The organism is Azospirillum brasilense, from assembly GCF_007827815.1.
In the GTDB taxonomy this organism is placed as follows: domain Bacteria; phylum Pseudomonadota; class Alphaproteobacteria; order Azospirillales; family Azospirillaceae; genus Azospirillum; species Azospirillum brasilense_C.
The window spans coordinates 53,307-80,031 of the sequence record NZ_VITH01000022.1 but is presented as its reverse complement, the minus strand read 5'-3'; the positions used below and the strand labels follow the sequence as shown (position 1 = coordinate 80,031).

Sequence of the window (26,725 nt, the reverse complement as noted above, 5' to 3'; positions counted from 1 at the left end):
TTCACGTTGGCGGTCTCAACGCCGGAACCGTCCGCCTTGACGCGGATCTTGACGTTGTAATCGACCACCCGCTTGACCGGGACGAGGACCTTCATGAGTTTCATCCTTGACTGGCGGAACCGCGCTCAGGCGCGCAGGATCTTGCCGGGATTCATGATGTTGTGCGGATCGAAGGCGCGCTTCAGCGTTGCCATCATGTCCAGCTCGACCGGCGACTTGTAGCGCGGCATCTCGTCGATGCGCAGTCGTCCGATGCCGTGCTCGGCGGAGATGGACCCGCCCAGCTCGACGACGATGTCATGGACGATGGCGTTGACCGTCGCCAGCTTCGCCTTCCATTCGGCCGGGTCGCCGCCCTCCGCCTGGATCGGGTTGAAGTGGATGTTGCCGTCGCCGAGATGGCCGAAGGCGAAGGGGCGGATGCCCGGGCATTCCCGTTCCAGCGCCGCGTTGGCGCGGTCGAGGAAGCGCGCCACGCGGGAGATCGGCACCGACACGTCGTGCTTGAAGGACACGCCCTCGCGCTTCTGGCCCTCCGGGATGCCCTCGCGGATGCGCCACAGCGAATCGGCCTGGGCCTTGGAGGCGGCGACGACGCCGTCCAGCACCTCCCCGGCCTCCATTCCGGCTTCCAGGATGCCTTCCAGCATCTCCATCAGGCGGTTGCCGCCGTCCTGGTCGGCCAGTTCGACCAGCACGTACCACGGGTAGCGGTCGCGCAGGGGATCGGGCACGTCCGGCACATGGCGGCGGGCCACGTCGATGCAGTCGCGCTGAATCAGCTCGAAGGTGATGATGCGGTCGCCGGCGACGCCCTTGGCGCGGGTCAGCAGGTCGACGGCGTCGCTGGGGGCCGACACCGCGACCAGCGCCGTGGCGGTGGCGCGCGGCAGCGGCGACAGCTTCAGCACCGCGGCGGTGACGATGCCGAGCGTGCCCTCCGACCCGATGAAGATCTGCTTCATGTCGTAGCCGGCGTTGTCCTTGCGCAGCCCGCGCAGCCCGTCCCAGATCCGCCCGTCGGGCAGCACCACCTCCAGCCCGGCGACGAGGTTGCGCATGTTGCCGTAGCGCACCACCTGAACGCCGCCGGCGTTGGTGGCGATGTTGCCGCCGATCTGGCAGGAGCCTTCGGCGGCGAGGCTCATCGGGAACAGCCGGCCAATGTCGCGCGCCGCGTTCTGGATGTTGGCGAGGATGCAGCCGGCCTCGACCGTCATCGTGTCGTTGTCGATGTCGATCTCGCGGATGCGGTTCAGCCGGTTGGTCGAGAGGACGATCTCCGTCCCGTCGGCGTGCGGCTGGCTGGCCCCGGTCAGGCCGGTGTTGCCGCCCTGAGGCACGATGGGGGTGCGCGTCTCCGCGCAGATGCGCACCACGGCCGCCAGCGCCTCGGTGCTGTCGGGCAGCACCACGGCGGGCGAGCGGCCGACCCAGCCGTCGCGCCAGGATTCCATGAAGGGCTGCATGGTGCCGGGATCGGTGATCAGCCCGCGGTCGCCGACGATGGCGTGGATGGGGGCGAGCACGGCCGTCGCGAAGTCCGGCCGCCCGGCGGTCAGGGTGTCGTTGGACCCCGAAATGTCTTTGGACAAGGAGACTCTCCCTGGGCTTCGGTTCGGCGTCACAGCGCGCGATAGGCCGTCTTGATGATGGTGTAGAACTCGATGGCGGAGCGTCCCTGCTCGCGCGGGCCGTAGCTCGACATCTTCCGGCCGCCGAAGGGGACGTGGTAGTCGACGCCGGCCGTCGGCAGGTTCAGCATGGTCATGCCGGCCTGGATGTTGGCCTGGAAGTGGCGGGCGTGCTTCATCGAGTTGGTGATGATGCCCGACGACAGGCCATAGTCGGTGTCGTTGGCGACAGCCAGGGCCTCCTCGTAGTCCTTGACGCGGATGACGCTGGCGACCGGGCCGAAGACCTCTTCCCGGTTGATGGTCATGGCGTTGCTGGTCTCGGTGAACAGGGTCGGGGCGAGGAACCAGCCGCGCGTCGGCCGGTCCAGCCGCCCGCCGCCGGAGGCCAACTGCGCGCCTTCCTTCAGGCCGGTGTCGATGTATTGCAGGTTCTTGGTGAGCTGGAACTCGTCGATGACCGGGCCGATCTGCGTCTCCGGCAGCAGGGCATGGCCGACGCGCAGCGCCGCCATCCGTTCGGTCATCGCAGCGACGAAGGCGTCGTGGATGGAATCCTCGACGATGAAGCGGCCGGTGGCGGTGCAGCGCTGGCCAGCGTGGAAATAGGCGCTGTTGACGCCGATCTCGGCGGCGCGCTCCGGGTCGGCGTCGCCCAGCACGACCAGCGGGTTCTGGCCGCCCAGCTCCAGCTGGACGCGGATCATCCGCTCCGCGCAGCGCACGGCGATGCGCCGTCCGGTGTTGACCGAGCCGGTGAAGGACACCGCGTCCACCGCGTCGACCACGGCGGCGCCGACGTTCGGGCCGGCGCCGATCACCAGATTGAACAGGCTGCTGGGCATGCCGTGGGCTTCCAGCGCCTCCGCGATCAGGCGGGTGACGGCGATGGAGATGCCGGGGGTCTTCTCCGACGGCTTCCAGATGACTGCGTTGCCGAAGGCCAGCGCCGGGGCGATCTTCCACATCGGCGTGGCGACCGGAAAGTTCCACGGCGTGACGAGGCCGATGACGCCGACCGGCTCGCGCGTCACGTCGACCTCGACGCCGGGCCGGACCGAGCCCAGCGTCTCGCCCGGCGCCCGCAGCGCCTCGGCGGCGAAGAAGCGGGCGAGGTGGGCGGCGCGGGTGATCTCGCCCAGCGCGTCGGGGATGGTCTTGCCGCCCTCGGTCGCGGCGATGCGGGCCAGCTCGTCCTTGCGGTCGAACAGCGCGCGCGAGATGGCGTCGAGCACCAGCGAGCGCTGCTCCACCGTGGCGGCGCGCCATTGCGGCTGGGCGGCGCGGGCCGCGGCGACGGCTTCAGTCACGTCGTCGGCGCCGGCCAGCGAGTAGGAGCCGGCCAGTTCGTCCAGGTTCGACGGGTTGAAGATGTCGAGCCGGTCGCGGCCCGGACGCCAGGAGCCGGCGATGAAGTTGGTGATGCGATCGGAAGCGGGGGACATTGGTTGTCTTCTCCGGAAAACGGTTCGTTGGGAAGCGCTGCCCCCTCCCTGACCCTCCCCCGCCCTTGGCGGTGGAGGGGACTGCCGCCGCGTCGCGGAAGGCACCCTCTCCCGCAAAGCGGGGGAGGGTTGGGGAGGGGGCTGGTGGCGTCCTGCGCTCAGGCGCGCGCCACCCGCTCCTTCAGGGCGGTCAGCGCCCACAATGTTTCGATGGTCGGCACCGGCACGCCGCGGCGGCGGGCCAGCTCCAGGACGGTGGTCACGATGGGGTCGATCTCCATGCTGCGCCCCGCCTCGAAATCCTGGAGCATCGACGGCTTGTGGCCGGGCACGCCGCTGCCGCGGCTCAGCCGCTCGTCGATGTCGTCGGGCAGGGCGACGCCCCAGGCATGGGCGACGTTCAGGCATTCGCGCATCAGCCGGCCCTGGACGGCGGCCATGCCGGGGGCCTGCTCCATGGCGCCCATGGTGGCGCCGGTCAGCACGCTGGTCGGGCCGACCGCCATGTTGAGCAACAGCTTGCTCCACAGCGTCACGCGGATGTCGGCGGGGAGGCGGGCGGTGGCGCCCGCCGCGTTGAAGGAGTCGGCCAGGGCCGCCAGCTTCTCCGCGTGATCGCCGGGCCGGGGGGCGCCGAAGGCCAGCACCGGCAGGGCGGTGTGGGCGACGACGCCCGGCTCGACGATGCGGGCGGGCAGCACCTCCATCACGCAGGCGGCGACCCGCTCCGGCCCGATGGCCGACCAGATGGCGCCGCCGGGATCGACCACCTCCAGCGGTTCCGGCGTCACGCCGTCCCCGGCGCCGTACAGGTACCACCAGGGAATGCCGTTCTGCGCCGCCACCACCAGCGTGTCCGGCCCGCACAGCGCCGGGAAGGACGCGGCCAGGGCCGGCAGCCCGTGCCCCTTCACCGTGACGATCACCACGTCCTGCGGGCCGAGGTCGGCGGCGGACTCGCTGGCCCGCGGCCGGCTGGTCAGCGTCCCCTTCGGAGTCTGCACGGTCAGCCCGTTCTCGCGGATCGCCGCGAGATGGGCGCCGCGGGCCAGCAGCGACAGCTCGTGCCGGCCCGTGGCGGCGAGATACCCGGCCAGCGCGCCGCCAACGGCTCCGGCCCCTACGACGGCGATGCGCATGTCGCTCTCCCTTCCTCAGTCCCGATCACTTGAATTCCAGCGGCGGCAGGTCGTCGTTCAGGTCGCCGCCGAGGCCCTTGAACTGCTCCTCGATCTGCTTGTCGTCGAGCTTGGTGGCCGTCGACTTGTAATGCATGACCATCTGCGGGAAGGCGATCACCAGGGCCACCATGACGAGCTGGATGACCACGAAGGGCACAGCGCCCCAGTAGATCTGGCTGGTCAGGACGGGGGCCGTCTCCTTCTTCGTGATGCGGTCGATGTAGGGCAGCTTCGGCGCCACCGAGCGCAGGAAGAACAGCGAGAAGCCGAAGGGCGGGTGCATGAAGCTGGTCTGCATGTTCACCGCCAGGATGATGCCGAACCAGACGAGATCGATGCCCAGGCGGTCCGCCGCCGGGGCGAGCAGCGGGATGACGATGAAGGCCAGCTCGAAGAAGTCGAGGAAGAAGGCCAGCAGGAAGACCATCACGCTGACGGCGATCAGGAAGCCCATCTGGCCGCCGGGCAGGGAGACCATCAGCTCCTCGACCCAGATGTGGCCGTTGACGCCGTAGAAGGTCAGCGAGAACACCCGCGCGCCGATCAGGATGAACAGCACGAAGGAGGCCAGCTTGGCCGTCGCGTAGGTGGCCTGCCGCACCATGTCGAAGTTCAGGCGCTTCTTCATGGCCGCCAGCGCCAGCGCGCCGACCGCGCCCATGGCGCCGCCCTCGGTCGGGGTGGCGAGGCCGACGAAGATGGTGCCCAGCACCAGGAAGATCAGGGCCAGCGGCGGCACCATGACGAAGGTCGCCTGCTCCGCCATGCGGGAGATCAGGCGCCGGCCGGTCGCCCGCTCCACCACCGCCACCGCCAGGGCGTAGAGCGCGCCCGCCGCGATGGAATCGCCGATCAGGGCCAGGGTGGTCCATTCGTTGACCGTCAGCCACGCCGCCGCCGCGGTCAGCGCCGCCGTGGCGACGGTCTGCAGGACGAGGCGCTGCGCGCCGAAGCCGCGGTTGAAGGCCGCCGCCAGGAAGGCGACCAGCACCGCCACCGAGAGCAGCAGCACGACGTAGTCGGCGCCCGACTTGACGTCGGTACGGCCCATCACCCAGGTGGCGACCGCGCCCGAGAACAGGGCCAGCAGGCCGAGCTGCCAGACGCCGCGCGCGCCGTTCGGCTCGCGGTGGGCGATGGCTTCCGGCGGCAGGCCGGGGGCGGCCTTGGGCCAGATCATCGAGACGACGAAGACGTAGAGGGCGTAGAGGCCGGCCAGCAGCAGGCCGGGGATGAAGGCGGCCTCGTACATGTCGCCGACCGAGCGGCCGAGCTGGTCGGCCATGACGATCAGCACCAGCGACGGCGGGATGATCTGGGCCAGCGTGCCCGACGCCGCGATGACACCCGACGCCAGACGGCGGTCGTAGCCGTAGCGCAGCATGATCGGCAGCGAGATCAGGCCCATCGAGATCACCGACGCGGCCACCACGCCCGTCGTCGCGGCGAGCAGCGCGCCGACGAAGATCACCGCGTAGGCCAGACCGCCGCGGATCGAGCCGAACAGCTGTCCGATGGTGTCGAGCAGATCCTCGGCCATGCCGGACCGCTCCAGCACCAGACCCATGAAGGTGAAGAAAGGCACAGCCAGCAGCACGTCGTTGTTCATCGTGCCGTAGACGCGCTCCGGCAGAGCCTGGAACAGGTCGGGGCGGAACAGCCCGATCTCGATGCCGATCAGGCCGAACAGCAGCCCGTTGGCGGCCAGCGCGAAGGCCACCGGATAGCCGAGCAGCAGCATGCCGACCAGCGTGGCGAACATGATCGGCGCCATGTTGTGGCCGAACCAGCCGCGCCAGCCGTCCTGTTCGGCGAGCGCCGCGGCGCCGGGCACCGGCAGCACGTAGAGCGCCACGGCGACCACCGCCAGCAGCACCAGGGAGATGACGGACAGCCGGACGGCGCGCGGCGAAAGGGAGGGAGAGGTCGTGCTCATCGCGCGGTCACCGGCTGGGAAGGGTGTCGGGGTGGGTGGTGCGCTCGCGTTCGGCCGCCAGCAGCCGTTCCGCCTCGGCCTCGGCCGCCGCCTGATGGCCGCCGGCCCGGTGGTTGTCGTCCGCCAGATGGCCGGACATGATCGCGGCGCGCTTGGCCAGTTCGGACAGGCCCTGGATGAACAGCACGGTGAATCCCAGCGGAATCAGCATCTTCGCCGGCCATTGCGGCAGGCCGCCGGCGTTCATCGACTGCTCCTCGATCGCGTAGGAGGCGATGGCGAAGGGCCAGGAGGTGACCAGCATCACGAAGCTGAAGGGCAGCAGGAAGGTCAGATGGCCGAACAGGTCGATGGTGTCGCGGGCGCGCTTGCCGAGCTGCGCGTTCACGATGTCGATGCGGATGTGCTCGTCCTCCTTCAGCGTCCAGGGGGAGCAGAGCAGGAACACCGCGGCGAACAGCACCCATTGCAGTTCCAGCCACGAATTCGAACTGACGTCGAACATCTTGCGGACGACCGCGTTGACCGCCGACACCAGGATCGCCAGCACGATCAGCCAGGATATCGCCTTGCCCAGCCGCGCGGTGACCGCGTCGACCAGCCGGCAGGCCCCGACCAGGGCCGTCATGAAAGGGGAAGCGTTGGGGCTCGGCATGGTGGGCAGGCCCTCCCGAAAAAGCCGGTCGCGCGGAACGCGACGATGCCACGGCCGGGGAGCGGCGGGCCCGCTCCCCGGTCATGGTTGAGGACGTGCCGGATCAGCGCCGGGCGAGGCGGAGGACGGCGCTGTCGTAGGCGTATTCCGACGCCTGGTTCCACAGGTTGGAGTCCGCCTGGAAGCGGCGGTAGCTCTCGTAGAACTTCTTGAAGGTCGGGTTCTTGTCCGACAGCTCGTCGTAGAGCTCCATGGCCGCCTTGTGGCTGGCCTGCAGCACGTCCTGCGGGAAAGCGCGCAGCTTGGCGCCCTTCTCCACCACGCGCTTCAGCGCCGCCGGGTTCAGCACGTCGTAGCGCGCCACGCTGTCCACGTTGGCGAGTGCCGCCGCCGAGGTCAGCGCCGCCTGATAATGCTTGGGCAGGCTGTTCCAGCGGTTCGTGTTGATGAAGAAATGCTGGAGCGAGGTGCCGTCCCACCAGCCCGGGTAGTAGTAGTTCGGCGCGATCTTGTAGAGGCCGAGCTTCTCGTCGTCGTAGGGACCGTTGAACTCGGCGGCGTCGATGGTGCCGCGCTCCAGGGCCGGGTAGATGTCGCCGCCGCTGACCTGCTGCGGCACGACGCCCAGCTTGGAGAGGATTTGGCCGCCGAGGCCGGAGATGCGGAACTTCAGACCCTTGAGGTCCTCCATGCTCTTGATTTCCTTGCGGAACCAGCCGCCCATCTGGGCGCCGGTGTTGCCGCCGGCGAGCGCCTTCAGATTGTGCCCGGCGTAGAACTCCTCCAGCAGCTTGCCGCCCTCGCCATGGTAGAACCAGGCGTTCTGCTGGCGGGTGTTCAGGCCGAAGGGCAGGCAGCAGCCGAAGGCGAAGCTCGGGTCTTTGCCGACATAGTAGTAGGAGGCGGTGTGCGCCATCTCCACCGTGTCGTTGCTGGCGGCGTCGAGCGCCTGCAGCGCCGGGACCAGCTCGCCGGCGGCGAAGACCTGGATCTGGAACTTGCCGTCGGTGGCCTCGGCGATGTTCTTCGCCATGACCTCGGCGCTGCCGTAGAGAACCTCGATGTTCTTCGGGAAGCTGGACACGCAGCGCCAGCGGATCGTCGGCTCCGACTGGGCGATGGCCGGGGCGGCGAGGGTGGAGGCGCCGGCAACGATGGCGGCACCCTTGAAGAATTGACGGCGCTTCATGTGGATCTTCCTCCCGAGAATTTTTGTGGCCGAGATTTTTGTTGCCCGGACGAGGCGATGCCGGCCCGAGGCGCTTGGACCCCGGTGGGTGGCCGGGGAAAGTGTGGTGACCCTGACAGTGGATCAGGCGGCCGCACAGCGGAATGCGTATTGCCGGCATATCAGCCATAAGCGCGGCAAGCCATCAGCGGTACGAACGGTTTCACCCGAAACCCGCGGCGGCCCACCCCAAACGGTGCGGGCGCGGACGGTTTGCTATGCCCGCAATGAATATCTGCTACAGGCACGCCATGCGCTCCGCGCCGCGCGATGGGTCGATAAGCTGGGGGCAACTGGTCTCCGACCGCCATCAAACCGACGGATGTTCAATCGCATGAACGGTGTGCGCCATGTCTAGGCTGTCCTCTCCGCTCAACGCCGCCGGAGCCGCCTATCTCGAAGCGTTGCAGGAACGTTTCCGCGAGGACCCCGCGTCGGTGGACGTGAGCTGGCGCGCCGTCTTCCAGATCCTGGACGAACTGGGCGCCGTCCCCGCCGGGGCGCCGACCGGCGGTCCGGCCGGCGATCCGACGGTTCCGCTGCGGCAGGAGGAGATCCGCCAGCGCGGCCACGCCACCGCCGCCCTCGACCCGTTGGGCCGTGCCGCGCCCTCCGCATCCTCCGTGTCCGAAGACACTGAAACCGCGCGCCTGCGCCGGCTCTATCAGGGCACGCTGACGCTGGAGACCGCGCACATCGACGATCCGGCCCTGCGCTCCTGGCTGCGCGACGCCTATGAAGGGGTGGAGACCGCTCCGCCGGCCGAGGCGCGCCGCCGCGCCCTGGCGCTGCTGACCGCGGCGGAGGAGTTCGAACGGCTGCTCGGCGTCCGTTACCCGACCAAAAAGCGCTTCGGGGCGGAGGGCATGGAGACGCTGATCCCGCTGCTCGACCGCATCCTCGCGGCGGCGGCGGCGGCGGGCGTCACCGAGGTGCAGGTCGGGACCATGCACCGCGGCCGGCTCAGCCTGATGGCCAACGCGCTGGGCAAGCCGCTGGTCGAGCTGTTCGCCGGGATCAAGGGGATGCACCCCTTCCTGGCCGACCCGCCGGTTCCCGCCGACGTGCCCTATCACATGGGTGTGGAGAGCACCCTGTCCTTCGGCGAGCGGTCGCTGGCCCTGACCCTGTCGCCCAACCCGTCGCACCTGGAGGCGATCAACCCGGTCACCCTGGGCCGCGCGCGGGCCCGCCAGGACCTGGAGCGGGCGCAGGGTGGCGATGCCAAGCGGGTGCTCTGTGTGCTGCTGCACACCGACGCCAGCGTGATCGGCCAGGGCAGCGTGACGGAGGCGCTGCAACTGTCCGGCGTTCCCGGCTTTACCGTCGCCGGCACCATCCACGTCATCGTCAACAACCAGATTGGCTTCACCACCGAGCGGGAGGAGGCGCGAACCTCGCTCCACTGCACCGGCCTGTGGAAGGCGGTGGACAGCCCCATCCTGCACGTCAACGCCGACGATCCCGACGCCGCGCTGCGCGCCGCCGACCTCGCCGTGGCCTTCCGGCAGGCGCACGGGCGCGACGCGGTGATCGACCTCGTCGGCTACCGCCGCAATGGGCACAACGAGATCGACGAGCCGCGCTTCACCCAGCCGCTCGACTACAAGGCGATCGACGCCCACCCGCCGGCCCGCGCCCTCTACGCGCAGCGGCTGGCCGCCGACGGGCTGGTCGGCCCCGAGGAGGCCGAGGCGCTGGCCGCCGGGCACAAGACCCGCTTCCAGGAGGCGCTGGCCGCGGCCGCCGACCATCGGCCGAACCACGACGGCTTTCCCGGCGGGCGCTGGGCGCCCTTCGCCCCGGCCGGCGCGGCTCCCGCCGAACCGGACACCGGCATCGCCGACGACCGGCTGCGCGGGCTGCTGGCGGCGCTGGCCGCCATTCCCGAGGGGCTGGCCGTGGACCGCAAGGTGGAGCGCGTCATCCGCCGCCGCGCCGAGGAGCCGCTGGACTGGGCGACCGGCGAGGCGCTGGCCTTCGCCACGCTGCTGGCCGAGGGGACGCCGGTGCGGCTGACCGGCCAGGACGTGGTGCGCGGCGCCTTCTCGCACCGCCATTTCGCGCTGACCGACACCGTCACCGGGCGCCGCCATGTCAGCCTGAATCACCTCGGTGTGGAGCAGGCGCGCTTCGACGTGGTCAACAGCCCGCTGTCGGAATACGCCGTGCTGGGCTTCGAGTACGGCTACAGCCTGGAGCGGCCCGACGCGCTGGTGATCTGGGAGGCGCAGTTCGGCGACTTCGCCAACGGCGCGCAGATCATGATCGACCAGTTCATCGTCAGCGCCGAGGACAAGTGGCGCCAGCCTTCCGGCCTCGTCATCCTGCTGCCGCACGGGCTGGAGGGGCAGGGGCCGGAACACTCCTCCGCCCGGCCGGAGCGCTTCCTCCAGATGGCGGCGCGCGACAATATCCGCGTCGCCCATCCCTCGACCCCGGCCAACTACTTCCACCTGCTGCGCCGGCAGATGCTGCGCCGCGACCGCAAGCCGCTGGTGGTGCTGAGCCCGAAGACGCTGCTGCGCCTGCCCGCCGCCGTGTCGACCCTGGCCGACTGCGAGCCGGGCACCGCTTTCCAGCCGGTGATCGTCACCGCCGGGGCGCGGGTCGAGCGCATCCTGCTGTGCAGCGGCAAGCTGGCCTACGAGCTGGAGCGCGAGCGGGCCGAGCGCGGCGCCGAGGCCGTGGCGGTGGTCCGGCTGGAATCGCTGTACCCTCTGCCCGACGCCGCTCTGTCGGCGCTGTTCCGCCGCTGGCCGGGCGCGTCCTGCGCCTGGGTGCAGGAGGAGCCGTGCAATCTCGGCGCCTGGACCTATCTGGACCGCCGTCTGGAGGCGCTGCGCGCGGCCGCCGGCTGTGCCGAGCCGCGCGTCGCCTGCGTGGCCCGCGACGAGGCGGCGTCGCCCGCCGGCAGCTTCCACGGCGACCACGAGGCCGACCAGCGCCGGCTGGTGGAGCAGGCCTTCGCCGGGATCGCCGCGTCCCTCCCGCCCCGCGAGACCATCGCGGCGGACTGAGCAAGAACAACACCAAAACAACACGCACCGAGGAAACCCGCCATGTCGTCCACCCCAACCTCCAACGGCCCGCTTCCGCTGCCCGAGCTGCTGTCCACCACGGCGGCGGCGCTCGACGCGGTGGCGCGGCTGGCCGAGGCCGCCGAGCGCGGCGTCGCCGCGCTGGTGGCGCCGGACGGGCGCGTCGATGCGGCGGCGCTCGACCGCCATCAGGTGGCGGCGCACGGCTTCGCCTGGGTGGCGACCTATGCCGAGGCGCTGCGCCAGATGCAGGGCTGGGCGGAGCGGCTGGACCGCGCCGGCCGGCTGGGCGAGCTGGAGGCCTGCATGCTCCAGGCCGCCTTCGGCGAGTATCTGGCCCAGCTCGACGGCGGTCTGGCGATGAGCCAGGGCGAGATCGTCCGCCCCGCCGATTTCGGGCTGGACGACGCGGAGCGCGCCGCCTTCCGCACCGAGGCGGTGCGCCGGCTGATCGCCGCCGGCAACGCCTCCGCCCTGCGGCTGCGCATCGCCGAGCGGCTGGCCGACGCGCTGCACGGCGGCGGCTTCGGCGAGGCGGCGCTGGAGGACGAGGCGCTCGACATGGTGCGCGAGCAGTTCCGCCGCTTCGTCGCCGACGTGGTGGAGCCGCACGCCCACGAGTGGCACCTGAAGGACGAGCTGATCCCGATGCCGGTCGTCGAGCAGATGGCCGAGATGGGCGTCTTCGGCCTGACCGTGCCGGAGGAGGATGGCGGGCTCGGCATGGGCAAGCTCGCCATGTGCGTGGTGACGGAGGAGCTGTCGCGCGGCTATATCGGCGTCGGCTCGCTGGGTACCCGCGCGGAGATCGCCGCCGAGCTGATCCGGCTGGGCGGCACCGCCGAGCAGCGGGCGCGCTGGCTTCCGCGCCTCGCGTCCGGCGAGATCCTGCCGACCGCCGTCTTCACCGAGCCCAACACCGGCTCCGACCTGGGCAGCCTGCGCACCCGCGCCGTGCTGGACGGCGACACCTACCGCGTCACCGGGGCGAAGACCTGGATCACCCACGGCAGCCGGTCGGACCTGATGACCCTGCTGGTGCGCACCGATCCGGACGCCCCCGGCTACCGCGGCCTGTCGATGCTGCTCGCCGAGAAGCCGCGCGGCAGCGAGGCGGACCCCTTCCCGGCCGAGGGCATGAGCGGCGGCGAGATCCCGGTGCTCGGCTATCGCGGCATGAAGGAGTACGAGATCGGCTTCGACGGTTTCGCGGTGCCGCGCGACAACCTGCTGGGCGGGGTCGAGGGCCAGGGCTTCAAGCAGCTGATGGCGACCTTCGAATCCGCCCGCGTGCAGACCGCCGCCCGCGCCGTGGGCGTGGCGCAGAACGCGATGGAGCTTGGTCTGCGCTACGCCCAGGAGCGCGTCCAGTTCGGCCGCCCGCTCGCCGCCTTCCCGCGCGTCGCCGGCAAGATCGCCTGGATGGCGGTGGAGACGATGATCGCCCGCCAGCTCACCTATTTTGCCGCGCGGGAGAAGGACAGCGACCGCCGGTGCGACATCGAGGCCGGCATGGCGAAGCTGCTGGCCGCGCGCGTCGCCTGGTCGAACGCCGACAACGCGGTGCAGATCCACGGCGGCAACGGCTACGCGGTCGAGTATCCGATCAGCCGTGTGCTGTGCGATGCCCGTATTCTGAATATTTTCGAAGGGGCGGCGGAAATCCAGGCCCAGGTTGTGGCGCGCGGTCTGCTCACCCGGCGCAATTGATCGCCAGACACGGCGGAGGACCGGGCAGGACTGACCTGCCAGGACTCCGCTTGTGTCATACCGGCGTATTCGCTATCCGACGCGGAGGCCGAACGACGAGACCTGTCCTCCGATGGAACTTCTGGAACTGCGCTACTTTGTTCAGGTGGCCGACCTTGGCAGCTTTTCCAAGGCGTCGGTCAAGCTTGGCATCACCCAGCCGGCGCTCAGCCGGCAGGTCCAGAAGCTGGAGCATGAGCTGCGCACCAGCCTGTTCTACCGCCATGGCCGCGGCGTCTCGCTGACCCAGCAGGGGCGCAAGCTCTACGACGTGGTGCGCCATCTGCTGGGCGCGCTGTCGGAGATCAAGGAGGAGATCCAGGACCAGTCGGAACGGCTGACCGGCTCGGTCACGCTGGGACTTCCCCCGTCGATCTGCGCCACGCTGGGGGCGCCGCTGGCCCGCCGCTTCCACGAGAACTACCCCGACGCCACGCTGCGCATCCACGAGGTGTTCAGCGGCACGCTGCTGGAATGGGTTGAGGGCGGGCGGTTGGACCTCGCCGTGCTCTACGACGCCCGGCGGGGGCGCAGCATGCTGTCCTCGCCGCTGCTCGTCGAAAATCTTCTGCTCGTCCAGCCCGCCAAGGACGCGGTGGCCGGCGACGACGGGCCGGTCGAGGTGGAGACGCTGGGCGGCCTGCGCTTCGTCCTGCCGGGGCTGGAGAACGGCCTGCGCCGGGTGGTCGACGCCGCGGTGCGGCGGGCCGACATCGACCTCCAGGTCGACATGGAGATCGATTCCGTCACCGCCATCAAGCAGCTGGTGGAGGAGGGCATGGGTTCGACCATCCTGCCCTTCGGCGCCGTCCATCGCGAGGTGCGCCAGGGCCGATTGATCGCCCGCGAAATCAGCTCCAAGGACATGCACGCCATGCTCGTCACCGCGACGCCGCTGCACCAGCCGGTGTCGAAGGCGACGCGCGCCCTGCTGCGGCTGATCCACGCCGAGGTGGCGAAATGCGTCGCCAACGGCGTGCTCAAGGGCAAGGTCGTCGCCCCCGGCAGCGCCGGGGAGAACAGCGCGCCCTGACGCGATGGTCATCCTGACGCGATGGTCATGACCGGCTGTGCGGGCTGATAGCAGCTATGACGGATGGTCCATAGCACGGCCGGTGCGGCGCGGATAGCCTCCCCATCACCACATAATCCCTTGGGGAGGAAACAAGAATGACGAAGCGTCTGGACGGCAAGGTCGCCCTGATCACCGGTGCGGCGCAGGGGCTGGGCCTCGCGATGGCCGAGACCTTCGTGCGCGAGGGTGGCCGCGTCGCGGTCGTGGACATCAACGGCGACGCCGCCAAGGCCGTCGCCGAACGGCTGGGCGAGTCCGCCATCGGGATCGCCGCCAACGTGACCAAGCTGGCCGACGTCGAGATGACCATCGCCGCCACCGTCGAGAAGTTCGGGCGGCTGGACATCCTGGTCAACAACGCCGGCTCCACCCACGCCAACGGCCCGTTCGAGAATGTGACGGAGGAGGAGTTCGACCGCGTCTTCGCGCTGAACGTCAAGTCGATCTACCTCTACTCCAAGGCGGTCGTCGCGACCATGCGGGCGCAGAAGTCCGGCGTGATCCTGAACCTCGGCTCCACCGCCGGCCTGCGGCCGCGTCCGGGCCTGGTCTGGTACAACGCGACCAAGGGCGCCGTGCACAACATCACCAAGTCGCTGGCGCTGGAGCTGGCGCCCGACAACATCCGCGTCTGCGCGCTCGCCCCGGTCGCCACCGAGACGCCGCTGCTCGCCACCTTCATGGGTGGCGACACCCCGGAGAAGCGCGCGCGCATGATGGGCATCGTGCCGCTGGGCCGCCTCGGCCAGCCGACCGACGTCGCCAACGCCGCCCTCTACCTCGCGTCGGACGAGGCGGCCTTCCTGACCGGCGTGGTGCTGGAGATCGACGGCGGGCGCTGCGTGTAAGGCGCGTCGGCCGTTAGCCCCCACCCCGACCCTCCCCCGCTCTCGCAGGGGAGGGGGATTCTCGCGAGAGCGGCGGCAGTCCCCTCCCCTGCGAAGCGGGGGAGGGTTAGGGTGGGGGCACCCGTCCACCACGTTGTTTCCATCTGGATCGAGACTCCCATGTCCTCGCTTCTCTCCGATCTGCGCGTCGTCGAGGTGTCGGCCTTCATCGCCGCCCCGCTGGGCGGCATGACGCTGGCCCAGCTGGGCGCGGAGGTGATCCGCATCGACCCCATCGGCGGCAACATCGACTATCGGCGCTGGCCGGTGGCGCCGAACGGCACCAGCCTCTACTGGACCGCGCTGAACAAGGCGAAACGGTCGGTGACGCTGGCGCTCGACCGGCCGGAGGGGCGGGAGATCGCCCAGGCGATCATCACCGCCTCGGGCGAGAACGCGGGCTTCCTGCTGACCAACCTGCCGGCCAGCGGCTGGATGGGCTACGAGGCGCTGTCGGCCAAACGCGACGACCTGATCATGCTGCGGCTGACCGGCAATCCGGACGGATCGGCGGCGGTCGACTACACCGTCAACTGCGCCAGCGGCTTCCCGATGGCGACCGGCCGCGGCGGCGAGCCGGTGAACCATGTGCTGCCGGCCTGGGACGTCGCCGCCGGCCTCTATCTGGCGACCGGTCTGCTGGCGGCGGAACGGCACCGCCGGCGCACCGGGCGCGGGCAGGAGGTGACCGTGGCGCTGGCCGACGTCATGCTGGCGACCGTCGGCAACCTCGGCTACCTCGCCGACGTCCGGGTCAACGGCGCCGTGCGACCGCCGATGGGCAACGACCTCTACGGCGCCTACGGCCGCGATTTCGCCACCGCCGACGGGCGGCGGGCGATGGTCGTCGCCATTTCCAACCGCCAGTGGAAGGCGCTGGGCAAGGCGACCGGGCTGACCGAGCGGCTGGCGATGATCGGCCCGCTGATGGACGTGGACATGAACGACGAGGGCGGGCGCTTCGTGGCGCGCGACGCCATCTCCGCCGTGCTCGCCCCCTGGTTCGCCGCCCGCACCCTGGCCGAGGTGGAGAGCACCTTCGCCGGGGCGGGCGTGCTGTGGGGGCCGTACCGGGATTTCGGCCAACTGGTGGCGGAGGACGCGCGCTGCTCCACCGCCAACCCGCTGTTCCGCGAGGTCGAGCAGCCGGAGGTCGGGCCGCTGCTGGTCCCCGGCTCGCCCCTCGGCTTCCCCGGCCTGGGCGAGCGCACCGATCACCGGCCGGCGCCCGTGCTGGGGCAGGACACCGACGCGGTGCTGGCCGACCTGCTCGGCCTGCCGTCGGCCGAGATCGGCCGCCTGCACGACGCCGGCATCGTCGCCTGACCGTGCGGGAGAATGAGACGACCGGCGCGTGGGGGTGTTGGTGAGGCTTACGGCGGGCCGCAGCGGCCCGCCTCATGCCGGAGGATGACGCGATGGGCGACAACCGCAACACCGACTCCCAACCGCAAGCCGAGAACGACCGCGCGACCGGCAAGCCCGACGACCAGCCGGCGGCGACCAAGGACGAGATGACCAAGGCCCAGGAGGACGCCGCGCGGGAGCGTGCGAATAAGGGCGGCTATCAGTGACCGGCGTTTGACGATCGGCGCCAACTGATCGGAAACGGGCCGCGAGTTTGCCCTCGGGCAAAGACGGCGTCCGTCTCCCGCGTCATGGTCCCTTCCGGTCATCACTTCCGGAAGGACAGCGGACATGACGGAGATTTCCGCGCCGACGGCGGTCGTCGCTGCGGAGGACGCTGCGGACGGGGAGGCCGCCGATTGGGGGCCTCTCTCCAGCCTGCCCGGCAACCCCATGATGTGGATTCTCATCCTGGGGGAGCTGGCGGCCTTCGGGGCGATGTTCATCGCCTTCGCGGTGACGCGCGCGCTGGACCCGGCGACCTTTGACGCGTCGCAGGCGCAGCTGGACCGTCTGCTCGGCGGCGTGAACACCATGGTTCTGGTGACGAGCGGCTGGCTGGTCGCCGTCGCCGTGCGGCGCCGGGCCTTGGGCCGCTCCCACCGGGTGGCGATGCTCGGCGCGATGGCCCTCGGCGGCGTGTTCCTCGCCATCAAGGCGGTCGAGTACGGCGACAAGATCGGCCGGGACCTGACGCTGGAGACCAACAGCTTCTTCCAGCTCTATTATCTGCTGACCGGCTTCCACGCGATGCACGTCGCCGCGGGGATCGTCATCCTGGGCATCGTCACATGGTGGGACAGTCTGGAGAACCTGGAGACCGGGGCCGCCTTCTGGCACATGGTGGACCTGATCTGGGTGCTGCTCTACCCCATCGTCTATCTGCTGAGGTGAGGCGATGGCCATCCTGACACGCACCTGGGTGATGCTGATGCTGCTCACCGCCGTCTCGATGTGGGCGGGGCATGGCACCGGCACTCTCGGCCCGCTCGGGGTCGGACTCGTCCTCGCCGCGGCCACCGTCAAGGCCGACCGGATTCTCACCCACTACCTGGACCTTCACCGCGCGGACGGCGGCTGGCGGGCGGGGTTCCGGAGTCTGCTCACCCTGCTGGGGGTGGCGCTCTTCGGGATCTACGTCCTCTATCCGATGATCGGCGCGGCTCTGCGCTGAGCGGTGGTTCGCAGCCGGGTCGCGCCGTCGGAGACCGACGGTCGCGCCCGGCTCCGCACCCTCACTCGTAACGGATGCTGATCGCCGAAGCCGCCTTCAGCGCGCGCTCGCGCGCGTCGTCGGTGTCGGTGCCGGCGGCGAGCGCGACGCCCATGCGGCGGTTCTTGCGGGTCGTCGGCTTGCCGAACAGGCGGACGTCCACGTCATGCTCCGCGTTGCCGACGCGCATCGCGTCGGCCAGACCCTCGATGGCGAAGCGCTCGGCCTCGCGGTCGGCCAGGATGACGGCAGAGGCGGCTGGGCCATGAACGTGGATCGCCGGGATCGGCAGGCCCAGGATGGCGCGGGCGTGCAGGTCGAACTCCGACAGGTTCTGCGACAGCAGGGTCACCATGCCGGTGTCGTGCGGGCGCGGCGACAGCTCGGAGAAGACGACCTCGTCCCTGGTGACGAAGAACTCGACGCCGAAGATGCCGTAGCCGCCGAGATTGTCCACGACCTTCGCCGCCATGTCCTTGGCGTCGTCGAGCAGCGCCGCGGGCATCGGCACCGGCTGCCAGGATTCCTGATAGTCGCCGCGCTCCTGCCGGTGGCCGATCGGCTCGCAGAACAGGATGCCCTCGCGGGTGCGGACGGTCAGCAGGGTGATCTCGTACTCGAAGGGCACGAACTCCTCGACGATGACCTTCCGGCGGTCGCCGCGCATGTTGGCGACGGCGTAGGTCCAGGCGGCCTCAAGCTCTCCGGCGGTGCGGACGGTGCTCTGCCCCTTGCCGGAAGAGGACATGACCGGCTTGATGACGCAGGGCAGGCCGGTGTGCTCCGCCCCGGCGATCACCTCCTCCAGGCTTTCGGCGTAGCGGTACTTGGAGGTGCGCAGGCCCAATTCCACCGCGGCGACCTCGCGGATGCGGTCGCGGTTCATGGTCATGGTGGCGGCGCGGGCGGAGGGGACGACGGTCAGGCCGGCGTCCTCGAACTCGTGCAGCACCTCGGTGCGGATGGCCTCGACCTCCGGCACGATGAAGTCGGGCGTGTGCTTGGCGATGGCTGCGCGCAGGGCGTCCGGGTCGAGCATGGAGAAGACCTCCGCCGCGTCGGCGACCTGCATCGCCGGGGCGTTGGCGTAGCTGTCGCAGGCGATGACCTCGCAGCCGAGGCGCTTGGCGGCGATGACGAACTCCTTCCCGAGTTCGCCCGAGCCGAGAAGTAGGATTTTGGCCGTGAACATGCGCGGACTCCCGTGACGCAGACGCCCGCGGAGCTTTACCCCAACGCGGGCCGCCCGTACATGGCTGAACGCATGCGTACGCCGCATGGACCGGGCGCTATTGCAGGCTGCCCCAGCGCCGGGTGGCGGGTTCGGCCAGCGCCCAGCGCCACTGGCCGTTCTTGGCCCGGCAGATGGTGGTGACGTTGAAGTCCGGGTCGTCGTCGAGCGTGAAGACCACATCCTTGCAGGGGATCGCCTCGCCGAAGCCGCGGGCCACCTGCACGGTGCCGGTCTTGCCGCTCAGCGGCAGCTTTTCCTCCACCGTCCAGGTCGCCGCCTGCCCGACGGCGAGCGGACCGGCGGCGCGGGCGACGGCGTTGTGGACGTTGTCGGTGATCCGCCGCTCCGCGTATTTCACGCCCTGGTCGATGCCGTAGCTGGCCCCGGCGCCGGCGATGATGCCCAGCACCGGGTTGCCGGTGGCCGAACCGACCGTCGCCGCCACGCCCGCCGTGGTCACTCCCGTGACCGCCGAGCCGAAGCCGGCGCAGCCGGACAGCGCGAGCAGGGCGGCGGCGGCGAGGGTGGCGCGACGAAGGGGGGATGCGGTCATCGGGCGGTACGGGCTTTGTGGGCAGAACGCGGCACCCTATCCGTTCGGATGGGGAGGCCGCCCGTGGTCAAAGCGTGACCTTCGCGCTTGGCGTGCTTGTCCTATGGACGGTGGCGGGTGCAGACCCCATGCTTTGGAGGGGCGGTTAATCCAACCCTCTCCCCTCTGGGGAGAGGGTGGCCCGCAGGGCCGGTGAGGGGGATGCGCGTGTCGCGGCGTTCGGCAAAAGCGCACCCCCCTCACCCTAAACCCTCTCCCCGGAGGGGAGAGGGGACTTTGAACACGGGTCCATGGAGGTGGTGGCGAATGGAGGGTGGTGCGGGCAGGCGTGGATGGATGCTAGGCGTGGGCACCGGGCTGCTGCTCGCCCTGCTGGCCGGGCCGGCGGCGGCGGAGCGGGTCGTCACGGACTCGTCCGGGCGCCGCGTCGCCGTGCCGGAGCGGGTGGAGCGCGTATTCCCCGCCGGGCCGCCGGCCTCCGTCGTCGTCTACATGCTGGCACCCGAGAAATTGCTGGGCTGGACGCGGGCGATCAGCCCGCCGGAGCGGCCCTTCCTGCCCGACCGCTACGCCGACCTGCCGGAGCTGGGGCGGCTGACCGGGCGCGGCAACACCGTCAACCTGGAAACCGTGGTGGCCGCGAAGCCGGACGTCGTCGTCGATGTCGGCAGCACCGCCCCGACCTTCGTCTCGCTGGCCGACCGGGTGCAGGAGCAGACACGGGTGCCGACGCTGCTGATCGACGGGCATCTCGCCGACTCCGCGCGCACCTTCCGCACGCTCGGCGCGCTGATGGGCGTGGCGGAGCGGGGGGAGGAGTTGGCCCGCTACGCCGAGACGACGCTGGCCGAGGTGCGCCGGCGCTTCGACGGCGTGCCGGAGGACCGGCGGCTGAAGGTCTACATGGCGCGCGGGCCGCGCGGCCTGCAGACCGGCATCCGCGGCTCGATCAACGTCGAGGCGCTGGACGTCGCCGGGGTGCGCAACGTCGCGGCGGAAAACCTCGGCAACGGCGGGCTGGTCAACGTGTCGATGGAGCAGGTGCTGGCCTGGCAGCCGGACGCCATCGTCACCATCGACCGCGGCTTCTACGAGAGCGTGTGGACCGACCCGCTGTGGCAGGGGGTGAAGGCGGTGCGCGACCGCCGCGTCTACCTCTCGCCGGGGCTGCCCTTCACCTGGATCGATTCCCCGCCCGCCGCCAACCGCCTGCTCGGCCTGCGCTGGCTGGGCGCCGTCCTCTATCCGGAGCTGTTTCCGGAGGATCTGCGCGAGGAGACGCGACGTTTCTATGCCCTCTTCTACCACCGGGAGCCCACCGCGCAGCAGATCGACGCCCTCCTCGCCGGCAGCCGCCCGCCGGGGTGAGGTCCCCTTCGCGCTGACGCTGGGCGGGGTGGCCGCGCTGCTGGTCGCCGCGGTCTGCGTCGCCTTCAGCACCGGCGCCTACCCCGTCCCACCGGGGGAACTGGCCGGGCTGCTCGCGGCGAAGCTGGGGCTCGGGAGCGCCGCCGTCGCCCCGGCGGTGGAGACGGTGATCTGGGACATCCGCGGCCCGCGCGTGCTGACCGCCATGCTGGTCGGGGCGGGGCTGGCCGCCTCGGGTGCGGCGTACCAGGGGCTGTTCCGCAACCCGTTGGTCTCGCCGGACATCCTCGGCGTGTCGTCGGGGGCGGCGCTGGGGGCGGTGCTGGGCATCTTCGCCTCGCTGCCGGTCCTCGCCATCCAGGGCATGGCCTTCGCGGGCGGGCTGCTGGCGGTCGGGGTGGTGCTGGCCGTCGCCTCGGCCATCCGCGGGCGGGACCCGGTGCTGGTCCTGGTGCTGGGCGGCGTGGTGATCGGGGCGCTGCTGGGCTCCGGCGTGGCGCTGCTGAAGTATCTGGCCGACCCCTACAACCAGTTGCCGGCGATCACCTTCTGGCTGCTCGGCAGCCTGTCGGCGGTCAACCGCGGCGACCTCGCGGCGCTGGTCCCGCCGGTGGCGGTGGCGCTGCTGCCGCTGGTGCTGCTGCGCTGGCGGCTGGACGTCATGACACTGGGCGACGAGGAGGCGACGGCGCTCGGCGTGCCGGTGCGGGTGGTGCGGGTGGTGGTGATCGCGGCGGCGACGCTGATGACCGCCGCCGCGGTGTCGGTCAGCGGCATCGTCGGCTGGGTCGGGCTGCTGGTGCCGCACCTCGCCCGGCTGATGGTCGGCCCGGCCTTCGTCCGGCTGCTGCCCACGGCGGTGCTGCTGGGGGCGGCCTATCTGCTGGCGGTGGATACGCTGGCGCGCAGCCTGGGGCCGGTGGAGCTGCCGCTGGGCGTTCTGACCGCGGTGATCGGCACGCCGGTCTTCCTCTGGCTGCTCGCCTTCGGAAAGCGCGGCTGGTCATGAGCGCGCGGCTGTCGGTGGAGGATCTCGCCTTCGGCTACGGCGGGCGGGTGGTCGGTGCCGGGGTCGGCTTCGCCGTGGCGGCGGGGGAGGTGCTGTGCCTGCTCGGCCCCAACGGCGGCGGCAAGACGACGCTGTTCAAGACGTTGCTCGGCCTGCTGCCGCCGCGCGGGGGGCGGGTGCACGTCGATGGCGAGGACACCGCCGGCTGGTCGCCGCGCCGCCGGGCGCTGGCCTTCGGCTATGTCCCGCAGGCGGGAGCCGGGCAGTTTCCCTTCACCGTGCGCGAGATGGTGCTGATGGGCCGCACCGCCCACCGCGGCGCCTTCAGCGCCCCCGCCGCGTCCGACCACGCCGCCGCCGAGGCCGCGCTGGAGCGGCTGGGCATCGGGCATCTGGCCGAGCGTGACTGGCTGCGCATCAGCGGCGGCGAGCGGCAGATGGCCCTGATCGCCCGCGCCCTGGCCCAGGCGCCGCGCGTGCTGGTGCTGGACGAGCCGACCGCCAGCCTGGACTTCGGCAATCAGGTCCGCGTGCTGGAGCAGGTGCGTCGGCTGGCGGACGGCGAGGGGGGAGAGGGGCTGACGGTCGTCTTCTCCACCCACCATCCGGAGCAGGCCTTCGCCATCGCCGACCGGGTGGCGCTGCTGCACGGCGGCCGGCTGGCCCGCTTCGGCACGCCGGAGGCGGTCATCACCGCCGCCATGATGCGCGAGGTCTACGGGACGGAGGTCGAGGTGGTGGCCGTGGGGGCGGACGGGATGCGCGTGTGTCTGCCGGTCGGGCTCAAGAGACGGGGCTGAGGCGGGCTCAGGTCCGGTAGGACGGGGAGAGCCGCCGCCCCGCCGCCGGCGACTTCGCGTAGCGCAGCGCGACCAGCCCCAGGAGGATCGCCGCGTAGACGAAGGGCGGGTACTGCCAGCCCTTGACCAGCATCACGTAATGGACGCAGCCCGCCGCCCCGGCGACGAACACCGCCTTGTGCAGCGCCTTCCAGCGCCGCCCGCCGAGCCGCCGCACCATGCCGTTGGTCGAGGTCGCGGCCAGCGCCGTCAGGATCACGAAGGCGCCCATGCCGACCGTGATGTAGGGCCGCTTCACGATGTCCTTCCACACCGCCGCCCAGTCGAAGAACTGGTCCACCCCGACGTAAACGGAGACGTGAAGCAGCGCGTAGAAGAAGGCGAACAGCCCGATCATCCGGCGAAAGCGCGCCAGCCCCGCCTGCCCCGTCAGGATGCGCAGCGGCGTGACGGCCAGCGCGACCAGCAGCAGGCGCAGCGCCCACAGCCCGCTCTGCCGCACCGCCTCGGCCACCGGCTCCGCCCCCAGCCCGCCGCTCATGCCCAGCCAGACCATCCAGCCGAGCGGAAGCAGGCCCAGGGCGAACACCACCGGCTTCGCCCAGCGCGAGGACAGCGCCAGGGCGACCGGGCCTTTCGACGTTGCGGCCATCTCAGTAGTTCTTCCGCAGATCCATGCCGGTGTAGAGGGACGCCACCTCCTCGCCATAGCCGTTGAAGGGCAGCGTCTTGCGGCGCGAGAACTCGCCGACGCGGCGCTCCGTCGCCTGGCTCCAGCGCGGGTGGTCGACCTCCGGGTTCACGTTCGAATAGAAACCGTACTCGCGCGGCTGCGAACGGTTCCAGGAGGTCGGCGGCTGATCCTGCGTCAGGGTGATGCGGACGATCGACTTGATCGACTTGAAGCCGTACTTCCACGGCACGACCAGCCGCACCGGCGCGCCGTTCTGGTTGGGCAGCGTCTCGCCGTACATGCCGACCGCCAGGATGGTCAGCGGGTGCATGGCCTCGTCCATGCGCAGCCCCTCCACGTAGGGCCATTGCAGCACGGGATACTTCAGGCCGGGCATCTGCGAGCGGTCGGCCAGCGTCTGGAAGGCGACGTACTTGGCGTTGCCGGTCGGGTCGACGCGCTTCAACAGCTCGGCCAGCGGGAAGCCGACCCAGGGGATGACCATCGACCAGCCCTCGACGCAGCGCAGGCGATAGACGCGCTCCTCCAGCGGGAAGGCCAGCAGGTCCTCGATGCCGAAGGTGGTGGGCTTCCCGACATCGCCGTCCACCGCGATCTCCCACGGACGGGTGCGCAGCGTGCCGGCGTTCTCGGACGGGTCGGTCTTGTCCGTCCCGAACTCATAGAAATTGTTGTAGCTGGTCGCCGACTTCATCGGAGTCTGGGCGTCCATCTTGGGGTCCTTCGGGCTGACCGTCAGCGGGGCCTGGAAGGGCGCGGCCAGCGCCGGGCCCGAGAGGGCACCCGTGCCGCCGAGCGCCAGGGCTGCGGCGCCGCCGGCCATGATCGAGCGCCGGGACAGGAACAGGCCGCGGGGCGTCACCTCGTTCTCGCTGGCTTGCGACGCGCTCCGGACTTTGATGAGCATGAACACTCTCCACAGGAAAGCCGACGGGAGGCGGCAGCGCCCCCCATCCCTCATCTAGCCTTGGTCGCCGCTCCCGGCAAATCAAGCGCGGGACACGAGTTCGTGAGCGGAAGGTGAGGAGTCTTCGAGCCCCTCTCCCGCCCCGGGAGAGGGAGGGACCCGCCGCGAAGCGGTGGGAGGGTGAGGGTGACGCCAAGAATAAGCGCCTTATCTTTGCAAGACCCTCACCCGCCCGCTGCGCGGGCACCCTCTCCCGGGGCGGGATAGGGGAGCGACGTACCCGTCTCAGCCTTCCGGAACCGCCGTGACGGCGCCGCTTTCCGAGGATTTGAGGATCGCCTCGATCAGCCGGTGGACCTTCAGCGCCTCCCGCCCGGACACGCGCGGCTGGGTGCCGTGGTCGAGCGCGTCGAGGAAGTCGGCCAGGACGGCGCGGTGGTGGGCGTTGGAGAAGGCCATCGGGTCGGCCCCGCCGCCCAGCGTGCCCGCCGTTTCCCCCGCCTGGACCGTTTCGCCGGAGCGCAGCTGCACCTCCAGCCGGTCGCCGGTCAGCAGGGCGGAGCCGGCGGTGCCGGCGATCTCGATGCGCTCCGGGTAGCCGGGATAGGCCGCGGTGGTGGCGTCCACCGTGGCGAGCAGCCCGCCGTCGTAGCGCAGGGCGGCGCACACCACGTCCTCGGTGTCGATGGGGCGCAGGCCGCTGGTGTTGGCGAAGGCGGCCACCTCCCGTGGCAGGCCAAGCAGGCTGACATAGAGGTCGAGCGTGTGGATGGCCTGGGTCAGCAGCACGCCGCCGCCGTCGCGCGCCTTCATGCCGCGTCCCGGCTGGGCGTAGTAGGCGTCGTCGCGCCACCAGCGCACCACGACGGAGGCCGACAGCGGGCGGCCCAGCGTGCCGGTGCGCAGCAGCTCCGCCAGCCGTTCGGCGGCGGCGCGGAAGCGGTGCTGGAGCATGACGCCGAGCGTCAGCGCGGCGCGCTCCATGCTCTCCACCACGGCGCGGCAGCCGGCGGGCGTGGCGTCCAGCGGCTTTTCCAGAAGGACATGCTTGCCGGCGGCGGCGCAGCGGGCGACGAGGTCGGCGTGGGTGTCCGGCGGGGTCAGCAGCAGGACGGCGGAGACGGTGGGATCGTCGAGGATCGCCTCCGCCCGGTCCACCGCCGGCAGGCCGAAGCGCGCCGCGAAGGCGGCTCGCCGCTCGGCCGACGGGCTGAAGCAGCCCGCCACCTCCACCCGGTCCGCCAGATCCAGCAGGCTCTGGGCGTGCGGCGTCGCCGCCATGCCCAGCCCGATCACGCCGACGCGGCGGCGCCCCGTCATGCCGGTCAGCCCTGGGCCAGGGCGGAGGCCTCGCGGGCCAGCCGCTCGATCTCGGACCAGCGGCGCTCCTTCACGGCGTCGGCCGGGGTCAGCCAAGTGCCGCCGAGCGCGAAGACGTTGGGGAGCGACAGGATCTCCTTCACATGCTCCGCCTTGAGGCCGCCGGTCGGGCAGAAGCGGATCTCCGGCATCAGCGGCGCCATGCCGCGCAGCGCCGGGGCGCCGCCGTTCAGCATCGCCGGGAAGAACTTCAGCTCGCGGAAGCCGTGCTCCATGGCGATCAGCGCCTCGGCCACCGTGGCGATGCCCGGCAGATAGGGCAGGCCGGCGGTCTTGGCGGCCTCGGCCAGGCGGTCGGTCAGGCCGGGGCTGACGACGAAGCGGGCGCCGGCGTCGCGGGCCTGGGCGAACTGCTCGGGCCGGATCAGCGTGCCGAGACCGACTAGGGCGCCCGGAACGCGGGCGGCGATGGCCTCCGCGCAGGCCAGCGCCGCGGGGGTGCGCAGCGTCACCTCCAGCGTAGTCAGGCCGCCGGCGACCAGCGCCTCGGCCAGGGCGACCGCGGTGTCCGGCTCGTCGAGGACGAGGACCGGGACGATGCGCGGGCCGGACAGGGAGGGTTCAAGACGCGGGTGGGTCATGTCAGGGCCTCGGCAGGAGAGAAGTAGAGTGGGGTGGCGTGCCGCATGTCGTCGATGGTCAGCAGCAGGCCGTCGATGTGGTCGCCGAGCGCCGTCACCGCGCGGTCGGGGTCATGGTCCGCGATGGCGGCGACGATGGCCTCGTGCTCGGCGATGACGGTCGCCAGGCGGCCGGGGTAGGGAAGGGTCATGTGGCGGCAGCGGTCGATCTGCACCTTCACCTGCTGGGTGATCGGCCAGAAACCGGGGTAGCCGGCGATGTCGGCGATCAGCGCGTGGAACGCCTCGTCCGCCTGATGGAAGCCGTCGGCGCAGCCTGAGGCGTCCACCTCGCGCTGGCGCTCCAGATTGGCCTGGAGGGCGGCGACCTGGCTGCGGGTGGCGCGTTCCGCCGCGAAGCGGACGGTCGCCTGCTCCAGCGTCTTGCGGATCAGGTTGGCTTCCGGCAGGGCGGCGATGGGGATGCGGGCCACGAAGGTGCCCGATTGCGGAAAGACCTCCACCAGCCCCTCGTCGGCCAGCCGCAGGACGGCCTCGCGCACCGGGGTGCGGCTGACGCCGAAGGCTTCGGCCACCAGCTTCTCCACGATCGGGTCGCCCGGCTTGCGGGCCAGCGACACGATGTCGGCCCGCAGGTCGCGGTAGATCGCCGCCGCCGCCGTGGTCCCGCGCTGCGACGCGCGGGGCGGCTTGACAATGGCGGGAACGGTCGTGGCCGGGCCCGTAGAAGGTTGGCCTGGGGGCATGG

24 protein-coding genes and 1 pseudogene are annotated in these 26,725 nt (G+C 71.0%); 11 read left to right on the top strand and 14 right to left on the bottom strand.

Features of this window, described 5'->3' with window-relative positions; genetic code table 11:
- From FBZ83_RS32165 to FBZ83_RS29330, 7 genes and pseudogenes are all read right to left on the bottom strand, one after another.
- Nucleotides 1-95: pseudogene (locus FBZ83_RS32165) on the bottom strand (electron transfer flavoprotein subunit beta/FixA family protein); the annotation flags it as partial.
- A gap of 30 nt (nucleotides 96-125) precedes the next feature.
- The gene (locus FBZ83_RS29355) at nucleotides 126-1,595 is read right to left on the bottom strand and encodes an FAD-binding oxidoreductase (RefSeq protein WP_145690276.1); all 1,470 of its coding nucleotides are present in this window, start codon (nucleotides 1,593-1,595) and stop codon (nucleotides 126-128) included.
- A gap of 29 nt (nucleotides 1,596-1,624) precedes the next feature.
- Nucleotides 1,625-3,079, bottom strand: coding sequence for an aldehyde dehydrogenase family protein (locus FBZ83_RS29350; protein WP_145690274.1), 1,455 nt, complete (start codon nucleotides 3,077-3,079; stop codon nucleotides 1,625-1,627).
- 158 nt (nucleotides 3,080-3,237) lie between these two features.
- Entirely contained in the window at nucleotides 3,238-4,218 is a 981-nt protein-coding gene (locus FBZ83_RS29345; protein WP_145690273.1) for a ketopantoate reductase family protein, read from the bottom strand.
- 25 nt (nucleotides 4,219-4,243) lie between these two features.
- Entirely contained in the window at nucleotides 4,244-6,034 is a 1,791-nt protein-coding gene (locus tag FBZ83_RS29340; protein ID WP_307833709.1) for a TRAP transporter large permease, read from the bottom strand.
- 169 nt (nucleotides 6,035-6,203) lie between these two features.
- A complete protein-coding gene (locus tag FBZ83_RS29335; protein WP_247888529.1) occupies nucleotides 6,204-6,851 on the bottom strand; it encodes a TRAP transporter small permease subunit in 648 nt (215 codons plus the stop codon).
- Nucleotides 6,852-6,954: 103 nt separating this feature from the next.
- Nucleotides 6,955-8,040 carry a TRAP transporter substrate-binding protein gene (locus FBZ83_RS29330; protein WP_145690271.1) on the bottom strand — a complete coding sequence of 362 codons (1,086 nt, stop codon included), beginning with the start codon at nucleotides 8,038-8,040 and terminating at the stop codon, nucleotides 6,955-6,957.
- A 389-nt stretch (nucleotides 8,041-8,429) separates the two neighbouring features.
- Here FBZ83_RS29330 and FBZ83_RS29325 point away from each other — a divergent pair, with 389 nt between their 5' ends.
- From FBZ83_RS29325 to FBZ83_RS29295, 8 genes are all read left to right on the top strand, one after another.
- On the top strand, nucleotides 8,430-11,099 hold the full coding sequence (locus tag FBZ83_RS29325) for a 2-oxoglutarate dehydrogenase E1 component (protein ID WP_145690270.1): 2,670 nt from the start codon (nucleotides 8,430-8,432) through the stop codon (nucleotides 11,097-11,099).
- 42 nt (nucleotides 11,100-11,141) lie between these two features.
- Entirely contained in the window at nucleotides 11,142-12,830 is a 1,689-nt protein-coding gene (locus FBZ83_RS29320) for an acyl-CoA dehydrogenase family protein (RefSeq protein WP_145690269.1), read from the top strand.
- Nucleotides 12,831-12,942: 112 nt separating this feature from the next.
- Nucleotides 12,943-13,902, top strand: a complete 960-nt coding sequence (locus tag FBZ83_RS29315; protein ID WP_014199620.1) for a LysR family transcriptional regulator — start codon at nucleotides 12,943-12,945, stop codon at nucleotides 13,900-13,902.
- A gap of 137 nt (nucleotides 13,903-14,039) precedes the next feature.
- On the top strand, nucleotides 14,040-14,792 hold the full coding sequence (locus FBZ83_RS29310) for a glucose 1-dehydrogenase (protein WP_145690268.1): 753 nt from the start codon (nucleotides 14,040-14,042) through the stop codon (nucleotides 14,790-14,792).
- A 159-nt stretch (nucleotides 14,793-14,951) separates the two neighbouring features.
- Entirely contained in the window at nucleotides 14,952-16,157 is a 1,206-nt protein-coding gene (locus tag FBZ83_RS29305; RefSeq protein WP_145690267.1) for a CoA transferase, read from the top strand.
- Nucleotides 16,158-16,249: 92 nt separating this feature from the next.
- Nucleotides 16,250-16,405 (top strand): hypothetical protein, encoded by a 156-nt coding sequence (locus tag FBZ83_RS31605; protein ID WP_186466223.1) that lies wholly within the window; start codon nucleotides 16,250-16,252, stop codon nucleotides 16,403-16,405.
- 124 nt (nucleotides 16,406-16,529) lie between these two features.
- Nucleotides 16,530-17,132: a cytochrome c oxidase subunit 3 family protein gene (locus FBZ83_RS29300; RefSeq protein WP_145690266.1), complete on the top strand. Its 603-nt coding sequence runs from the start codon at nucleotides 16,530-16,532 to the stop codon at nucleotides 17,130-17,132.
- Between the two features lie 4 nt (nucleotides 17,133-17,136).
- Nucleotides 17,137-17,412, top strand: coding sequence for a cytochrome C oxidase subunit IV family protein (locus FBZ83_RS29295; RefSeq protein ID WP_145690265.1), 276 nt, complete (start codon nucleotides 17,137-17,139; stop codon nucleotides 17,410-17,412).
- Nucleotides 17,413-17,473: 61 nt separating this feature from the next.
- On the opposite strand, the gene purT is transcribed toward FBZ83_RS29295, so the two are convergent.
- Complete coding sequence (gene purT / locus FBZ83_RS29290) at nucleotides 17,474-18,643, bottom strand: formate-dependent phosphoribosylglycinamide formyltransferase (RefSeq protein ID WP_145690264.1); 1,170 nt, start codon at nucleotides 18,641-18,643, stop codon at nucleotides 17,474-17,476.
- Between the two features lie 97 nt (nucleotides 18,644-18,740).
- Entirely contained in the window at nucleotides 18,741-19,238 is a 498-nt protein-coding gene (locus FBZ83_RS29285) for a hypothetical protein (RefSeq protein ID WP_145690263.1), read from the bottom strand.
- Between the two features lie 336 nt (nucleotides 19,239-19,574).
- Here FBZ83_RS29285 and FBZ83_RS29280 point away from each other — a divergent pair, with 336 nt between their 5' ends.
- From FBZ83_RS29280 to FBZ83_RS29270, 3 genes are read left to right on the top strand one after another with little or no spacing between them, the layout of a single operon-like run.
- Nucleotides 19,575-20,606 carry an iron ABC transporter substrate-binding protein gene (locus FBZ83_RS29280; RefSeq protein ID WP_145690262.1) on the top strand — a complete coding sequence of 344 codons (1,032 nt, stop codon included), beginning with the start codon at nucleotides 19,575-19,577 and terminating at the stop codon, nucleotides 20,604-20,606.
- Complete coding sequence (locus FBZ83_RS29275; RefSeq protein WP_247888528.1) at nucleotides 20,530-21,615, top strand: FecCD family ABC transporter permease; 1,086 nt, start codon at nucleotides 20,530-20,532, stop codon at nucleotides 21,613-21,615. The genes FBZ83_RS29280 and FBZ83_RS29275 overlap by 77 nt, the downstream gene beginning before the upstream one ends.
- Nucleotides 21,612-22,415: an ABC transporter ATP-binding protein gene (locus FBZ83_RS29270; protein ID WP_145690261.1), complete on the top strand. Its 804-nt coding sequence runs from the start codon at nucleotides 21,612-21,614 to the stop codon at nucleotides 22,413-22,415. Before FBZ83_RS29275 ends, FBZ83_RS29270 begins: the two co-directional genes overlap by 4 nt.
- A 7-nt stretch (nucleotides 22,416-22,422) precedes the next feature.
- Here the strand turns inward: FBZ83_RS29270 and FBZ83_RS29265 are convergent, their stop codons facing one another.
- The 5 genes from FBZ83_RS29265 to FBZ83_RS29245 all read right to left on the bottom strand — a co-directional run bounded on the left by FBZ83_RS29265 (nucleotide 22,423) and on the right by FBZ83_RS29245 (nucleotide 26,723).
- Entirely contained in the window at nucleotides 22,423-23,067 is a 645-nt protein-coding gene (locus FBZ83_RS29265; protein ID WP_145690260.1) for a sulfite oxidase heme-binding subunit YedZ, read from the bottom strand.
- A 1-nt stretch (nucleotide 23,068) separates the two neighbouring features.
- Nucleotides 23,069-24,016, bottom strand: a complete 948-nt coding sequence (msrP, locus tag FBZ83_RS29260) for a protein-methionine-sulfoxide reductase catalytic subunit MsrP (RefSeq protein WP_145690259.1) — start codon at nucleotides 24,014-24,016, stop codon at nucleotides 23,069-23,071.
- A gap of 285 nt (nucleotides 24,017-24,301) precedes the next feature.
- Nucleotides 24,302-25,336 (bottom strand): Gfo/Idh/MocA family protein, encoded by a 1,035-nt coding sequence (locus FBZ83_RS29255; protein WP_145690258.1) that lies wholly within the window; start codon nucleotides 25,334-25,336, stop codon nucleotides 24,302-24,304.
- 5 nt (nucleotides 25,337-25,341) lie between these two features.
- On the bottom strand, nucleotides 25,342-25,977 hold the full coding sequence (eda, locus tag FBZ83_RS29250; RefSeq protein WP_014199635.1) for a bifunctional 4-hydroxy-2-oxoglutarate aldolase/2-dehydro-3-deoxy-phosphogluconate aldolase: 636 nt from the start codon (nucleotides 25,975-25,977) through the stop codon (nucleotides 25,342-25,344).
- A complete protein-coding gene (locus FBZ83_RS29245; RefSeq protein WP_145690257.1) occupies nucleotides 25,974-26,723 on the bottom strand; it encodes a GntR family transcriptional regulator in 750 nt (249 codons plus the stop codon). Before FBZ83_RS29245 ends, eda begins: the two co-directional genes overlap by 4 nt.
- Nucleotides 26,724-26,725: the final 2 nt, after the last annotated feature.